This window comes from Acinetobacter sp. ANC 4654 (genome assembly GCF_002135425.1).
GTDB lineage: Bacteria > Pseudomonadota > Gammaproteobacteria > Pseudomonadales > Moraxellaceae > Acinetobacter > Acinetobacter kyonggiensis.
Window position 1 is genome coordinate 58,303 of record NZ_NEGL01000009.1, and the last position, 15,665, is coordinate 73,967.

20 protein-coding genes and 1 pseudogene are annotated in these 15,665 nt (G+C 36.2%); 6 read left to right on the forward strand and 15 right to left on the reverse strand.

The features are described 5' to 3' along the window. The first annotated feature begins 40 nt into the window (after positions 1–40). Genes B9T24_RS13735 through B9T24_RS13745 form a run of 3 tightly spaced genes read left to right on the forward strand, consistent with a single transcriptional unit; the run spans position 41 to position 1,016 of the window. Positions 41–391 carry a hypothetical protein gene (locus B9T24_RS13735; RefSeq protein ID WP_086166290.1) on the forward strand — a complete coding sequence of 117 codons (351 nt, stop codon included), beginning with the start codon at positions 41–43 and terminating at the stop codon, positions 389–391. A 15-nt stretch (positions 392–406) separates the two neighbouring features. Further along, a complete protein-coding gene (locus tag B9T24_RS13740) occupies positions 407–691 on the forward strand; it encodes a hypothetical protein (RefSeq protein WP_086166291.1) in 285 nt (94 codons plus the stop codon). Between the two features lie 13 nt (positions 692–704). Further along, on the forward strand, positions 705–1,016 hold the full coding sequence (locus B9T24_RS13745; RefSeq protein WP_086166292.1) for a TusE/DsrC/DsvC family sulfur relay protein: 312 nt from the start codon (positions 705–707) through the stop codon (positions 1,014–1,016). 106 nt (positions 1,017–1,122) lie between these two features. On the opposite strand, the gene B9T24_RS13750 is transcribed toward B9T24_RS13745, so the two are convergent. Further along, the gene (locus tag B9T24_RS13750; protein ID WP_086166406.1) at positions 1,123–2,022 is read right to left on the reverse strand and encodes a LysR family transcriptional regulator; all 900 of its coding nucleotides are present in this window, start codon (positions 2,020–2,022) and stop codon (positions 1,123–1,125) included. A gap of 96 nt (positions 2,023–2,118) precedes the next feature. On the opposite strand from B9T24_RS13750, the gene B9T24_RS13755 reads away from it, so the two are divergent. Together B9T24_RS13755 and B9T24_RS13760 are read left to right on the forward strand one after the other, a co-directional pair. Then, positions 2,119–2,553, forward strand: a complete 435-nt coding sequence (locus B9T24_RS13755) for a CidA/LrgA family protein (RefSeq protein ID WP_086166293.1) — start codon at positions 2,119–2,121, stop codon at positions 2,551–2,553. A gap of 1 nt (position 2,554) precedes the next feature. Beyond that, a complete protein-coding gene (locus tag B9T24_RS13760; protein ID WP_086166294.1) occupies positions 2,555–3,247 on the forward strand; it encodes an LrgB family protein in 693 nt (230 codons plus the stop codon). Positions 3,248–3,299: 52 nt separating this feature from the next. Here B9T24_RS13760 and B9T24_RS13765 read toward each other — a convergent pair whose 3' ends face one another. From B9T24_RS13765 to B9T24_RS13830, 14 genes and pseudogenes are all read right to left on the reverse strand, one after another. After that, on the reverse strand, positions 3,300–3,743 hold the full coding sequence (locus B9T24_RS13765) for a hypothetical protein (protein WP_086166295.1): 444 nt from the start codon (positions 3,741–3,743) through the stop codon (positions 3,300–3,302). Positions 3,744–3,750: 7 nt separating this feature from the next. Continuing rightward, positions 3,751–6,090, reverse strand: coding sequence for a fimbria/pilus outer membrane usher protein (locus tag B9T24_RS13770; RefSeq protein WP_086166296.1), 2,340 nt, complete (start codon positions 6,088–6,090; stop codon positions 3,751–3,753). A gap of 5 nt (positions 6,091–6,095) precedes the next feature. Continuing rightward, positions 6,096–6,827 carry a molecular chaperone gene (locus tag B9T24_RS13775; protein ID WP_086166297.1) on the reverse strand — a complete coding sequence of 244 codons (732 nt, stop codon included), beginning with the start codon at positions 6,825–6,827 and terminating at the stop codon, positions 6,096–6,098. Between the two features lie 101 nt (positions 6,828–6,928). Next, a complete protein-coding gene (locus tag B9T24_RS13780; RefSeq protein ID WP_086166298.1) occupies positions 6,929–7,390 on the reverse strand; it encodes a hypothetical protein in 462 nt (153 codons plus the stop codon). A 26-nt stretch (positions 7,391–7,416) separates the two neighbouring features. Then, a complete protein-coding gene (locus B9T24_RS13785) occupies positions 7,417–7,884 on the reverse strand; it encodes a hypothetical protein (protein ID WP_086166299.1) in 468 nt (155 codons plus the stop codon). A 37-nt stretch (positions 7,885–7,921) separates the two neighbouring features. Further along, the gene (locus B9T24_RS13790; RefSeq protein WP_086166300.1) at positions 7,922–8,416 is read right to left on the reverse strand and encodes a hypothetical protein; all 495 of its coding nucleotides are present in this window, start codon (positions 8,414–8,416) and stop codon (positions 7,922–7,924) included. A 32-nt stretch (positions 8,417–8,448) separates the two neighbouring features. After that, a complete protein-coding gene (locus B9T24_RS13795; RefSeq protein WP_086166301.1) occupies positions 8,449–8,925 on the reverse strand; it encodes a hypothetical protein in 477 nt (158 codons plus the stop codon). A 26-nt stretch (positions 8,926–8,951) separates the two neighbouring features. Continuing rightward, a complete protein-coding gene (locus B9T24_RS13800) occupies positions 8,952–9,329 on the reverse strand; it encodes a hypothetical protein (protein ID WP_143223755.1) in 378 nt (125 codons plus the stop codon). A gap of 272 nt (positions 9,330–9,601) precedes the next feature. After that, positions 9,602–10,342 carry an adenosylcobinamide-GDP ribazoletransferase gene (locus B9T24_RS13805; protein ID WP_086166303.1) on the reverse strand — a complete coding sequence of 247 codons (741 nt, stop codon included), beginning with the start codon at positions 10,340–10,342 and terminating at the stop codon, positions 9,602–9,604. A gap of 2 nt (positions 10,343–10,344) precedes the next feature. After that, a complete protein-coding gene (locus B9T24_RS13810) occupies positions 10,345–10,953 on the reverse strand; it encodes a histidine phosphatase family protein (protein ID WP_086166304.1) in 609 nt (202 codons plus the stop codon). Between the two features lie 29 nt (positions 10,954–10,982). Beyond that, entirely contained in the window at positions 10,983–12,035 is a 1,053-nt protein-coding gene (gene cobT / locus B9T24_RS13815; RefSeq protein WP_086166305.1) for a nicotinate-nucleotide--dimethylbenzimidazole phosphoribosyltransferase, read from the reverse strand. After that, the gene (gene cobU, locus B9T24_RS13820; protein ID WP_086166306.1) at positions 12,035–12,553 is read right to left on the reverse strand and encodes a bifunctional adenosylcobinamide kinase/adenosylcobinamide-phosphate guanylyltransferase; all 519 of its coding nucleotides are present in this window, start codon (positions 12,551–12,553) and stop codon (positions 12,035–12,037) included. The genes cobT and cobU overlap by 1 nt, the downstream gene beginning before the upstream one ends. Continuing rightward, entirely contained in the window at positions 12,550–13,179 is a 630-nt protein-coding gene (locus B9T24_RS13825) for a 2'-5' RNA ligase family protein (RefSeq protein ID WP_171264914.1), read from the reverse strand. The genes cobU and B9T24_RS13825 overlap by 4 nt, the downstream gene beginning before the upstream one ends. Positions 13,180–13,524: 345 nt before the next feature. Continuing rightward, positions 13,525–13,842, reverse strand: a pseudogene (locus tag B9T24_RS13830) (aminoacyl-tRNA deacylase); the annotation flags it as partial. A gap of 180 nt (positions 13,843–14,022) precedes the next feature. Between B9T24_RS13830 and B9T24_RS13835 the strand changes: the two are divergent. Continuing rightward, positions 14,023–15,243, forward strand: coding sequence for a tyrosine-type recombinase/integrase (locus tag B9T24_RS13835; RefSeq protein ID WP_074947077.1), 1,221 nt, complete (start codon positions 14,023–14,025; stop codon positions 15,241–15,243). The last annotated feature ends 422 nt before the right edge of the window (positions 15,244–15,665 follow it).

A 15,665-nucleotide genomic window follows, 5' to 3' on the forward strand; every position in this document is an offset into this window, starting at 1 on the left:
GTTATTTTTGTGAATTTGTTGCTTTTAAAAGGTTAATTGTGTGAAATCTGTACTCGTTATTCTAACTCAAGCCAATCTTCTTAACTTACACGTGCATGAAAGTCTATCGGCAACCATGGTTCTGGCGACTTTTGGCTGTGAAGTCAAAGTCTTACTCCAAGATGGGGCTTTGAGTTTATTAAATTCAGAATTACAATTTGAGCAAATGAAACATGCATTTAAAATAGCATCGAATATGGTCGATAGTTTTGAGTTTTATGACCTCACCCCTATTTTGGTCGAAAATCACCATAAAGATGCTTACTTTGTAACTCAAGCGCAACAGGATATTGAGTTTATTGAGCTTAATAGCGAGTTCATTCAAAGTTTTGATTTTGTACTGTATTGGTAGAAGAGTAAAATAATCATGTCGAATAAAAGCTTATATTTACTGCAAAGTAATTTTTCAACGACTCCCGCTGTAGTGGAAAAATTAGAACAGGTCTATAGCCCTGAAGATAGCGTGATTTTAATGGGCGAATCTGTTTTACAGCTTGAGCAACCTTTTTTGCAACAATTGAATTGTATTTATGTACTCGATACCGATGCAGAAATTTTAGCGGGTAAAGACGTAAAGAATATGCAAATTATTTCTTATGCTGAATTTGCCGATATTTGCTTAAATCATACCCGCTGTATTCGTTTGAACTAATTTGAGATTAATAATGAATTTAGAACTCGATCAAGATGGTCACTTAGTCGATTATACGATTTGGAATGAAACGGTTGCGCAAGAATTAGCAAGTAGCCTGAATTTAAAACTAACCGCATGGCATTTTGAAATCTTACATGCAATACGCCAATTTTACGCCCAGTTTGGTCATTCACCTGCGACTCGACCACTGATTAAATTTCTTATGAAAACGGTAAGTGCGGATATTAATAATGCTGTGTTGCAAGACCAATTTAATACTGGCTTGGTGGCGCGTCATTTAAGCCGTTTGGCAGGTATTCCGAAACCCCCTAATTGTTTATAAATTTTATTTTAGATTTTGGGGCTATGGTAAATAGTGTGCAACAATGACCAATAAAGCCCTTAAAATTCAACACCTCAGCACACTTCATTTATTTTATAAAGCATGATTAAAAGTGAATTTTATCCTGATTTTCCTCAATAATTTTTAACCATGCTCGTGTCGCAGGACTCATTGCAACTGTGGTATTCCAAGCCATGCTCAGCGTCCAATTTAAATTGGGGTTTTCCAACACACTAATATTGTATTTTTCTGCGTCCAACTGTTCACAATAAATTTTCGGTAATAATGCTATTCCAACATCAGATTCAACCATTTTTGCGATAAAGTCCCATTGACTGCTTTTACACACCACCTTTGGTTCAAAACCAGCATGATTTGCTGCATGTATAATCAGATGATTTAAGCTAAAGGTATCTGCATACAGTAAAAAGGATTCTTCTTTTAATTCAATTAAAGAAACACTTTTTCGGTTTTTCCATTGGCTTTCTTTACGTGAGAGTAAACATAAGGGTGAATCCATAATAGGAATACCGCTTAATATTGGCTTTAAATGACCGAGTAATATACCGACATCAATGGTTTTTGCCAAAATTGCATCTTCAATACCCGTTGCGCCCACTTCTAAAAAACTCAGCTCTATATTGGGATATTGCTTATGAAATCTAGCAATTAAGGTACTCAATAACACCGAACCTAAGGGAGGCAATCCAAGTATTAACTTTCCTTGTTTAAGATGACGAACTTGAGCCACGGTTTCAAATATGCGTTGTTGTTCTTCAAGTATAACCAAAGCATGTTGATAAATTTTCTCGCCTATATAAGTCAAGGCCACATCTCTTTTTCGACCCGCCTCGCCTTTATGAAATAGCGGCACGCCCATTTCTTGTTCTAAATGATGAATGGCTTTACTGATGGTCGGTTGAGTAACACACATCTCCTCTGCTGTCCGTGTGAAACTTTGTAGCTGCACAATTTTTACAAACATCGTCAGACTTTTAATATCCACAAAACATTCCATTTAGGCATAATCTTTTTTTTATTATTCATAATATAGTGATCTGGTCAAACCTAAAATAATCCCAAGCTTTTAGATCAACTTAATATGTCTACTTCAGTACTTCCTCCCAAGTTGCACCGTCTCGTTCAAGTGGTGCTACAACTGAGTTTACTTATCGTGATTTGGTGGATTGCCGCCATAATTCAGCAGCAATTTAATTTACCCATCTCTGCCGGTGTAATTGGTCTTTTACTGGTTTTATTGGCGTTGTTAAGTGGCATATTTAAGTTGCAATGGATTAAAACAGGATCAGATTTTATTCTTGGCGAATTGGTTCTCTTATTTATTCCATGCGTGGTCGGCATTATTAAATATAAAGATCTTTTTTTAACTCAAGGTTGGCAACTGGTTCTGGCTGTATCTATAGGCACAATCTGCGTAATGGTTGCAACAGCATATAGCGTGTATTTCGGTTTCAAATTAGAAGCTTTATTAAAACAGAAACTACATTCTAACCCACCAATAAAGCAGGAAAAATAAGATGAATTTAATTGCAATGCTATGCTTTATTGGCACATTCATTTGCTATGTACTGGTTAAAAAACTCCATAAAAAATACCCTTATATGCTTTTAGCACCTGGAATTTTTGTACCCTTTATTATCATTATGTTTATGCTGGTTTTTCATGTTTCCTACGATACGTATATGATTGAAAGCCAATGGATCATATGGATGCTCGGCCCTGCAACCATTGCCTTTGCTATTCCTATTTATGAATATCGTCAAGTGATTAAAGAGCATGCTCTTGCAATCAGTTTGGGGATTATCATTGGAATGTTTGCTGCTGTAGTGAGTTCATTTTATTTGGCAAAGTTATTTCGTTTTAACCCAGAAACATCCTACAGTTTAATGGCACGTTCTATTTCCACACCTTTTGCCATGGAACTGACTTCAAATATCGGTGGATCGGTTGAACTGGTGATTTTATTCACCATGATTACTGGCATCGTTGGTGTTGCTATGGGTGATCTGATTTTACTTGGCTTAAAGCTTAATTCACGATTTGCCCAAGGGGCTTCATTGGGCAATTCTGCACACGGTTTTGGAACCAGTAAAGCCTTTATGCGCCATCGTGAAGAAGGTGTAGTCGCTTGTTTAACCATGGTACTTGCGGGTATTTTTATGGTTTTGTTTGGACCGAGTATTATTCATTTTGTTATGAGCACCCTCTAAAAACAAGCATGCTATTTATCATGCTTTCAATCATTTTCTACACAGTCTAATTTCAATAATCCATCGTGATTGAAATTCTATCACGATACTCACCCGCTGCCAGTTGAGCTAGATTTACATTGCCCAGTTGTGCCGTAATAATATAATGATTATTGATATCTTTGTTCTGTGTTTTAAGCATTCGCCATTCACTTCCAGCAGCCCCAGACAAAGCCAGTTGGACTGAAATTGTATTTTTAAGTTTGGTATAGCCAAAAGCTTGAATATTTTTCAGAAGACTTTGACCACTGCTATCAATCAAATTCGTACTTTCAAATACAATTTGAAAATCAGTATCACATTTGACTGAAATTTGAATGGTCGACGTTGCACCTGTACTGGGCTGTAAACGAATCGTACCTGCACCAGTATCGGAAATACTACATGCCGAAAATGCATGTGAACATGCAAAATAGAAAAGACTACTCGCCAAAGTTTTTAAAATCATCGTTTTCATACTTCCCTTATTTGCATACTAACTGTAATGGGACATTACTGGTCTGATTAGGATCCAAGCTAAAATCGACCGTACACATTTCACTTAAAGAAACGTGTACATTTAACTTATGTTGCCCCTCAGTTAAACCATAAATGGTCACTAAGTTATCACTGCCAATTGGATAAATATCTGCCTGATTACCATCCACTATAATCTGACTGCCTTGTGGTAAAATCTGACCAGCGGAATCAACCAAATTAAAGCTCACTTCACGTGTACGAACCACAGGGAAATTAACAATATAACCACGTTTATTGAATGGCATAATGGTTTTTCGAGAGGTCATCACCTTATCTTCAATTTGTAGTTGGTTTTCATCAAAAGAAAGATGCTGATTGGTATACGCAATTAAATCATGAACAAATATTTCTCCATATTTGTTGGTTTTTCCAATGAATAAGTCATTGCGATAAACATCAACATTTGGACTATTGCTCACTTGAACCAAAGAGAAACCATTGCTTACCGACTTGGTTAAATCGACACTTTGACCCAACCATGTCAATGCGCCATGGAAAGTTGCGCTATAACTGTTGTTACTTCCTGTTTGTAAATACTGTAAATCTAAATCGCCTGCTTGAGTTTTAACACGGGTCGCCACATTCCCCGTATTTTGTTCATTTGCTCGCCCAGCGCCAATTGCATAATCAACACCTACAGCATTGGAGGTATTTTTTACAAAGGTAATATTGCTTGAATCCGAATCCGATTGGTTAAAATAAGCAGAATGTTTATCGTCAAAACGATAACTTAATGATAAATCCAAACGATGACCATCACTATTTTCTGCATCATATGAGAAGCCTAAATTCATGTTTAGATTATTAAATAAAGTACGGCTAGAGCGAATTGCGAAAATACGCTGATCATCACGGTCTGTTATTTTTCGATAATTTTGCTCGACATAGGTCAATGAAAGACTACCTAAAATTGGAATTCCCGACTTTGATAAGTAAATCAAATTTTCGCGTTCTGGTAAAAAAGAGTCTTTTGATTCCTCCATACCCAGCATACGAAAATTAGAACTATAGTATTGTGTCTTTAGTCCCAAACTGTATTTTTCTTTGTCTCTTTTGAATTCCGTACTTAGGGTATAACCATCTCCTTGATTCGAATCACTGTATGCAGAATTAAGTTCCAGTAAACCCATTTGATATAGGTATTGACTCCACAACAGACCTGTACTTTTTAAATGTCGACTATAATCAACCACCGCACCTAATGTTGTTTTATCTGTAATCCCACGTCTAAAATAAGCACTGCCAAACCCATCACGATAATCATCACTTTGTTCACTATAGTTATAGCGTAACTTTCCACTGGAAATACTGTAATCATTTAACCCTTTTTTTAATAACCGCTCACTGACAAAGATCGGTATGTTTTGTACAGTCTGATTCCCCATAATGTCCTGCACCACCATTTCGGCACTGCCTAAACCTCTAAAGTTAATATTGCTATCAATATTAAATTCACCCGGGTTTATTTTTGAATTATAGGCTTTATTGCCATTAATAATTAAATCAATCGTCGATGGAACGAGAGCACTCCCTTTAAATGAGGGTGTATTCCAATACACAAAATCTGGCCGTGAAGTAAAATTTGTTCCCCAACGAAAACCACCAAAATAATAAGATTGAGACAATCCTGTATTGGTACTGACATTATCTCCAAATTGTAAAGTGGTTAATTTTTTTGGAAACTCAAAAGTAAGTGATGTATTTAAACGTGTATTATTTTTAAAATCATTGTCATTGTTTTGAAAATTTTTACGAACAATATAGCTATTGCTAAAAAATATATTTTTCCAAAATAAACCTAAGTCTACAACTGCATTGGCTTGTTGAGAATAATCGCCATTTTGGTAAAATACATCATAATTTAAAAAACCACCCAATCCGGGTAATTCAGGCATTTGAATTTCAGTATTTTGAATATACTGTCTTTGCATATAACGTGTTGGAATATTTATTTTAAGCAATTGCGAGTCAATGTCTTCTTCTAAAATAATATCAGGTTGTGAAATTAAACAATATTGCCCCCCTATTTGAGTAATTTTCTGAAATTGAGCAATATCGATAAAATTTGTTTGCAGAACACTACACTCTATATATTTTTTTTGTTCCACTAATATCAGTACAGCATCCTGCTGTTGGTCCACACCATTAATCCACAATCCAAGGATCATATCTTGCTGTGCTTGCTCATTGACTACAGGTGTAGATATATCATTCGCAAAAACATAATCTGAGTGAGTTATAACTAAGAGCGCCAGTAATATAACGCTATATTTTGGTTTACCCATATATACTATTTCTCCGCAATATCATAAATTACGGATTTTTTTGAAGTGTCGGACACCATAACAAATTTAAGCCCTTTTAGAGTCGATGTATTAAACCCATCCAATGGAATAGATACTTGACGACCTGACAAAACATATTTCATGATATCAATATCTTTTAATGTTTTGTTTGTGGCATCTTGAATGCTAAATTTAGTCATTTGAAAGTGTGCAGTACCATTATTTTTTGCCATTAACACAGGTTTATTTCCTGCATCTTTGGCTAAATAAAATGCCATATCAGATTTAAAGCCATTTCCAACAAATACAGGAATACTAAAGTTCAAGGCAATACTCATCCCTGTTTTTTGCAAAGGTGATGGTATTTCACTAAATTTAACCCGCCAAGTGCCTTCTTGCTTTAAGTTCATTGCAGCAATAGGCTGTCTAAAACCAAAACGGATAACCTTGTTACTATCTGGTTTTAAAATGAGTGCTTTGGGATTCACAACTAACTCATTATCAGCCGTGAGTACATCGTTACCTTGTTCGTCTTGCGACCAATGAAACACACTGATTTCATAGGCTCTATCCGTTTTTTCATTTTTAGTATTTAAATTTGCTGTTGTACTACGTTGCTCACGCTCACCAGAAATATATAATTGAACTGGCGATATTGTTAAATCTGCATGAGCTACTGGCTGTATTAATATTAGTAATGCAAACAACAGACCGCTTTTATTTTTAACAGTTCGCATATTTATTTCACCCCAAGTTTTAAACTTTTATTTTTAAGTCACAATTGAAGAAGCATAAAAGTTAAATAAATTATCTTTTATGCCTTTTAAATGTTGAGTATTTAGTAATCTACTGTAATTAAATAAGTATCTGTATATACACCAGCACGAGTCGTTGCTGTAATAGGCGTAGAAACATGAATGCTAACTTCATAATCATCTATAGAATAACCAGATCTAGCAAGCGGTATGCCTGCATGTAAGGTTACTTGTGCATTATCGTAAACCGCACGAGTGCCTACACCTGTTTTTAATTGCTCATTTTGAGTATTTGAAATATATGAGTACCAGCCCCCATACCATTTCGCATTATCTGTAAAAATACTATAGGGTGTATTACACGTTACTGTATAACCTGCTGTCGTATCTGAACCGTCTTCCTGAAGAATAATTTCAGAGGTGACGTTAGAAAAAGTACATTGCTTTGCAATTTCTACACTCATGGGAATAGATGAGCTTACTGTTGCTGCAAATACAGGAAATACCATCATTAATACTGTGATTGCTAAGAATATTTTTTTCATGATTTTGTGCCCCATGAAACTTTAACTTAGTAATCAACACTAATATTTAAAGTATCGTTATAAAAACCTGCTGGTGTAGTAGCAACCACTGTTGCTACAAGTGCAGCATTAACATTATAGGTATCTACCGTTAAACCTGATTGAGACAACGCTGTACCGACATTAACAGGAACAGATGTCCCATTTAAATCAACAGTGACCATTGTATTAAGGACATGATTTGCATTTGTTGTTGACTTCACAAAAGTTGTCGCTGTTGTGCTGTTTGCTGTTGTGGTATGAATGCTATAAGGTGCATTACAAGTGACTTTAAAATTCCCTGTACCATTTGTTGTATCCATTGGAATAACAATATTCGTTGTTACATCACTAATACTACATTTGGGTGTAATAGTCAGGCTGACAGGAATACTTGCTGAGGTTGTTGCTGCTTGAGCTAAAACACTCGATAAAGCTGTAATTGTCGCTAAAGCAACTTTTGTTAATGTTTTCATGGTTTTTCTCAAATAATATTTAAAGTTTAAATAAATCTTAATAATTTACATTGACACGGAATGTGTCGATATAAACACCAGCTGGTGTTGTTACGGTGGTTGAATTTATTAATTTAAATTTTAAGATTGCATCAATAGGAGCGCCTATTGGCAAAATTCCATTTGCAGACCACTGCCGATTCGATGCACTCAATAAAATATTTCCATAAGCCACGGAGTTAAACATATAAGTTTGATTTATTTGCAGGGGCAATTTAACGCCATTAGTACTTTGAAGACTTAAGTTTCCAGCTTCCAAGGAATCTGTAGTTATGTAGAAATTATAAACATCCACATTACAGTTCATGGTAAATCTACCTGTTGCTTCACTACCATCTTCAGGAACTACAATAGAGGAACTTACATTTGAAAGCGTACAACTTCTAGGCACTTCCACCCCCATAGGTATACTAGCGGTTGTCGTTGCTGCTTGAGTAAAGCCACTCCCGAATAACACTGCTGAAACGATTGCAGTTTTGATTAATATTTTCATAACATTATTCTCTTTACTTCTTTTTATTAAATTTAATACGACACATTCATATTTAAAGTATCGATATAAACTCCTGCTTTAGTTATTGCCGTTGTTGGATTATTTAATTTAACCTTAAAGTTGCCAGATTGCGGTCCAATATAATTAGGACCACTATCTATATATGTCCAGCTATGTGTAATCACGTTTGTGAATCCCCACAATGTGACCGATGTTGTTGTAGGAATTCGATTACCTTGAATATTTTTTACATAACTACCCGGTCCAGAGGCAATACTTGAATCCGTATTAAAAATTATGGAATACCCGGTATTACATGACATTTTAAAATCACCAATTGCTTCACTTCCATCTTCAGGAACAATAATTCCTGCACTTACATTTGAAAATGTACAGCTTTTGGGAACATCCACGCCCATAGGTATACTGGCTGTAGTTGTAGCGGCTTGACTTAAGCCACTCCCCAATAACACAGCTAAAATTGCAGCTGATTGAATAAATATTTTCATTATTTTCTCTCTCATTAAATGAGTGATTAAAAGGTTGCATCCAAATACAATACATCCTGATAAACCCCAGCAGGTGTCGTTGCATGAACTGGACTTGCTAAATTTATGCTGATTACCCCTAACTCAGAACTCGAAGGGTCTAGTACACGAATCTGCTTAACCTCATCCAATTCATAACTGTTGCCTATAAAATTCACCATCACGATGGTATTTAACTTTTCCCCATTGCCTGTTTTAACTGAGGTTGAGACATCACCATCTTTTAAAGACTTTGAACTCAATTGCAGTTCAAAATTTTTATTACAATTCAAGGTAAAACTGCCTGTAGAAAGCCCACCATTTTCAGAAATAATAATTTGCGGACTAATATTGGAAAATTGGCAACTCACAGGAATAGTCGTCACCACATCAACTGAAGAAGTCTGGTTTGCGGCATAAATACATTTTGAAAATATAAGTAAAAAAAATACCCAGAGACATTTTATCAATCTCATTTCTGCCTTTTTTCACTACAAAATTGTATTTTTATTAGACAGCAAGACGTATCTTTTCGAACATCCCTATAATTAGGTATTTTAAAAATTATTTTTCATAATGTTTTTATTTTAAAATTCTATTGAGTTTCTTTTTAATCACTTAAATAAAAAGGATGTTTTAAAATATTAAAAATATGTTCTTAGACATAAAAAATTAAAATACTATAGGCAAATACACTGGCAGTTTCACCAATTTCAATACTTGCGCCTACGGTATCTCCAGTAATACCGCCAATCCGCTGCATAAATTTACGACGTAAATAAACCAAGGTCATCATAAAGACCATTGCCGTAAAAATACCAGCCAAAGAAAAATAGGCTGAAGCCAATAAACAGAGTGCAAAAACTATTACCGCCACAGTTTTAGGAATAAATTCTGCAATCGAAGAGCCTAAACCTTTTTCACGTACATATTTAGTGGTTAAAAATAAAAATAGCGGTGCTAAACGACCTAATATTGGAAAAAGAATCAAGGCACTATAATGTCGTTGCTCAATCAGTACATAAATCGCCGACCATTTAATTAAACATAAAATAATTAAACTGAGTACCCCAATTGGCCCGCAACTGGGGTCTTTCATGATTGCTAAAGTACGTTCTTTATCGCCAAAACCACCGACCCAAGCATCTGCTGTATCCGCCAGTCCATCTAGATGTAAGCCGCCTGTGAGCCAAATCCAAACAACCAAAATTAAACTGCTGAGTAAAATAATGGGTAGTGCATGTAATAACGAGGCTATGGCAAATAAAATTGCGCCAATCATCAAACCAATCAGTGGATAAAACAGTAAAGATTGACCATTTTGCTGTTTGCTTGGCATTTCTTTGAGCTGAATCGGAAATGTCGTCAGAAACTGTAAAGCAATAAAAAATGGTGTCATGATTATTCCTTGAGCAGATGTACCGAAGCATCATCTTGAATGACAAAGGAATTGAGTTGCCCTAATTCTGCGCTCATTTTGAGAATATCATCCAATCTATGATTCAAAGCGATGCATTTAAGCAGCTTAATCACTCCGCCATGTGTTACCACCAAAGCGTGTTGCCAACCATTTGCCAACATCTGTTGTTGCATCTTAACCATGCTTTTAGTGATTCGCTGATGAAAATTTTGCATATTTTCTGCATTGGGCGGCGTAAATAAAGTAGGTTGTTGCCAAAAATTTGCCAGTAATTCAGGTTCATTTTCATAAATGACTTTTGTCGGCAGCGCTTCCCAATCTCCAAAATGCATTTCTTGTAAATCTGCATCATAAAAAATCGGTTTGTGCTGTTGTGCTGCGACAGTTTCGGCAAATAAGCGGCAGCGTTTTAATGGTGAACTAAAAATTACATCCCATTGCATCTGTTGCTGACTAAAAGCCTGCAAAGATTGATCTATGGTTTGCTGCATCTGCGACCAACCCAGTTCGGTCAAATCATCATCTGTAGAACCCCGTAAGGTATGACTTAAAGTCGTTTCACCATGACGCAATAGATCAATCTTTAACATCTGCAATATCCTATGCAATCATTCTAGAATTAAACTTTTTCACCAATCACCGCAGCTTCTGCAAAAGTTGCCATATGATTATGAAGACTACATGCCAGTTTAATCAGCCCTAAGGAAGCCCCTGCACCACTGCCTTCACCCAAACGTAAGTTCAGTTTGAGCAAAGGATTTGCCTGAAGTTCCTCTAATAATCGACGATGACCATATTCTGCTGACTGGTGTCCAAACAACATCCACTCACGAACTGCTGGATTTAAACGGACTGCTACAAGGGCTGAAACTGTGGTAATAAAACCATCAACCACTATGGGGAGTCCAAGTTGGGCACAGCGGATATAAGCACCTGTCATGGCTGCTATTTCCAAACCACCAACTGCGCAAAGTGCTTTAAAGGCATCTTGCGCGACATAATTTTGATGCAAAGCCAAAGCCTGATTAATCACATTTTTCTTATGAATAAGCTGTTCTTCACGAATACCCGTTCCCACACCCGTTAACTGTTCTGCCGGTTCATTCAATAAAAAACATGCAACTGCTGAAGCTGAGCAAGTGTTACCAATGCCCATTTCCCCTGCGACATAAATAGATGCACCATAGGCAACCGCGTCTTCAACACTTTTACGCCCCAGATCCATCGCTGCTATACATTGCGCTTCAGTCATCGCCACCTGTTTAGCAAAGTTCGCTGTGCCCGAAGCAATGCAATGGCGCTCTACACCTGCATATTCATAGGCATCACCCACGGAACCACAGTCAATCACTTGCAGTTTTGCCTGATATTCTTTAGCAATCACACTAATACACGCACCACCCGTGGTGAAGTTTTGTAGCATTTGACGGGTGACTGCTTGTGGATAGGCAGAAATATTTTCTTCCATCACACCATGATCACCCGCAAAAATGGTGATCCAAGGTCGATCTACATTTGGACGTGGATTGTCTTGTAAACTTGCCAATAGTACCGCGGTATTTTCAAGTTCAGATAATGAACCTGTTGGTTTGGTCAATTGTAATTGACGTTCTTCTGCCAATTGTTTTGTTTCCGCACTTGGCGTTTTACATGCATCCAACCACCAGTTCATTATTTCTCTCCTTTTAAAATCATGGGAAAACCCGCAACACAAAATACAACTTTTTCGGCAATTTTCCCCAACTGTTGGTGTAAACGCCCAGATTCATCAACAAATTTACGGCTAATTTCACCCATCGGGATGACACCTAAACCGGTTTCATTACTGACTAAAATAACTTCTGTTTGCAAGATCGGTAAAATATCCAACAGCTTTTGGCATTGCTGCATTTGTAATTCTGCATTTTCATGCATCAACAAATTGCTCATCCACAAGGTTAGGCAATCGACAAGAATCACTTGATTGGGTTGATCCAGCTCGATTAAATAATCCGCTAGATATAAAGGCTCTTCAATCACAGTCCAATGTTGTGGACGTTGCGCTTGATGATGATCAATACGCGCTTGCATTTCACCATCGAATGCCTGTGCCGTTGCAATATAAGTCACGTTGAGATTTGAATCTTTCGCTATTTGTTCCGCAAGGAGACTTTTGCCCGAGCGTGCACCACCTAAAATAAGTTGCATCATGCATTTTCCAATTTAAATTGCTGAAACGGATAGAGCTGACCTTGTAATATTTTTGCCTGATATGTACCAAATGTCAGTTGATCCACTGAAAATTCAAAGCTTTTTTGTTCTATGCTTTTAATATGATTAAAAACTAAATCACTATTAAAATCTTGGTGATACAAACCTAAAGTTAGATGTGGACAGTAGTCGAGCGGTGCTATTTCTTCACAACTTTGTCCAAGTATATTGCGAAGTTTTAAAAGCACCTTATTTTCATCAATAATTTCAACAAATAAAGCACTCTCAAAGCTATTGATACGACCTGTTTTTAATTGAATTTTCTTGGGAAAAATATAAGTTAAATCTTGAATGTGCTGATGCAGTTTTTCAATACCAAAATCATCATCTAGAACTGGGTTTTGTTCGGTTATAAAACCACAGACAAATAAAGTAATGTGAAATTGGCGGTTATTCGGTGTATATAAAAATTTGGAAAAATCTGCACGTAATTGATTTAAATAATCTAATAATTCTGGATGTTCAATTTCGATGTACCACAATGAAAAATGCTCACGACCACAATGCCATTCGGGATAATCCCCTGCAAGTGTAGGAACAACGGGCATAGAAGGTTTTAAAAACACGCGTAAATCACTTTAAATTCAACCTTGTTATTAAAGCATGGATGATGCTGACTTTCTTAATCTGTTGATTTAGTAACATTCAGAAAAAAGTGAATTATATTCATCTTTTATCGTATTAAAGCATGTCAATAACATATTGACGCATCAACAACTTTCTCGTCGTTAGTTAGCCATTAAAAACGGATGATTATCCTTTGCAAAAATATTTAAAGGATGCCGTGAATCATGGCATGTGAACATCTACTACACATAATTCATGGTTTATATTTTTATCAAAATTTAGAATAAAATGGCAACCTGATGACACATATAAAGCTATATTTTTGACTCGTTTTATAACCCGCCCTAATCTTGATCTAAAATATCTGCAAACTGCGCACCTAGAACGCGGACTAAATCTTGCGGTTTGACCCCAATATCTAAACCTCGTTTTCCACCACTGACGTAAATTTTATTTAATCGTTCTGCTGAACCATCGACAACTGTTTTTAAACGCTTTTTCTGCCCTACTGGACTAATACCGCCCACCAAATAGCCTGTTAAGCGCTCGGCATCCTTAGGGTTGGCCATCTGTAATTTTTTTACGCCAACTACCGCAGCAATTTTCTTTAAACTTAACTGATGTGCAACAGGTAAAACCGCTACATAGTAATTCTTGCTATCTGAAAAAATTACTATAAAAACCTAAACAAATCTAGAGAAATTGAAATTATTTATTTTTCTTTTTAAATAGTCATTTAACGAATCTAAGCAATTTAAAGCAATCTATGCAAAATTAGATATTGTGAGTAATATCGTGAGTACCTCTCCTGATACTCACTTTAAATTTAGAGTTACTCACACATGATTACAGATACTAAAATTAAGAGCCTGAAAGCTCAAGAAAAGACATATAGGGTAGCTGACCATAATGGCTTGTGTGTAGAGATTCGACCAAACGGGTCCAAGTTATGGCGATATAGATACCGTTTCAATGGTAAGGCATCCATGTTGAGTCTGGGGGAATACCCTATTGTGGGCTTGGCTGATGCTCGAAAAGCACGTGATGAAGCCAAACAATTATTAATAAATGGAATCAACCCATCTGAAGAGCGCCAAAGACTTAAAAAAGAAACTCTTGAGGTTGATGCAAATACTTTTAAAACCGTGTCAGAAGAGTATATACGCGAAATGCTTGCTCAAAGAACCGAAGGATATAGAACAAAAGTAATACGAGCACTGGAAATCGATATATGGCCAGTAATCGGTAATAAAAATGTAAGGGATGTTTCATCTGCTGATGTTTTGCAAATTATTAAAGCTACGATTAATCGTGTAAGGAAAACAGGTATTAGGGGTACTGGCGAAGTAACAGCAATGAATAATCAGAAATTTATAGGTGCTATTATGCGCTATTCAATTGCTACCCTTCGTGCTGAGAATGATCCTACTTATGCAGTACGTGGTTCTATTGCAAGACCCGATATTGAGCATGCAAGACCACTAACGAAGCAAGAGCAAATTTTATTTAGAAATGGCGTTGAATCATATAAAGGTTCAAATACTGTAAAAAATGCCTTACTCACACTTGCATACACAATGCTCAGATCCATAGAGATACGACGCATGAAATGGGAATATGTTGATTTCGATTTAAAGATTATAAATTTCCCTATAGCCTCAAAGACAAATAACCAGGAAAGAACAACCAAAAAGAATCGCATTCACATTGTGCCAATGTCGACTCAACTTTTTAATATTTTAAAGAGCCAGCACAGTGAATCAGGTAATAAAGATTATGTATTCCCTGCAGTCTATCATTTCAAGAGTGATGGTATGGGTATATCAACACTAAATGTTGCACTTAAAAGAATGGGGCTTAAGACTGTTACAGCTCATGACTTTAGAGCCACAGCTTCTACAATTTTAAACGAAAAAGATTTTGATGAAAATTGGATAGAAAAACAGTTGGCTCATGCAGATCAAAATAAGACTAGGGCATCTTATAATCATGCAAAATATATGGAGCAACGCAGGGATATGTTGCAGCAATGGGCAGATATTATTGATAGTTGGAAAGAATAAAAAATGAAAACATGGCTCTACTTTTGTATTGAACAGACTGTGAAAAATGGAAAGCCTTTTGTGAAAGAGATGGGTTGGGCTTTAGGATCGAAAAATAATTTTGTGGTTTTGAGTAATGTGAGAAATTAATGAACACCAAGGAATTAATAAGGAATACTCTCGGTACTGTTGTTGCGCTTACTATTACTATATTTGTAATTGTTTTTATTACTTACGGCTGCACTGATGTTAAAGATCAATTAAAAGAAACATTAACAATTACAATTGGTTTTTTTTGGAGGATTTGCCACTCTCGGGGCTGCCTATATTGCTGCAAATTTATTCAATGACTGGAAACTTGAACAGAATCATCAGTCACAAAAGGAATTTATTAATAACATAATCAAGGAGTTCAGAGCTATTTCCTTGGCTAATCATGAAAA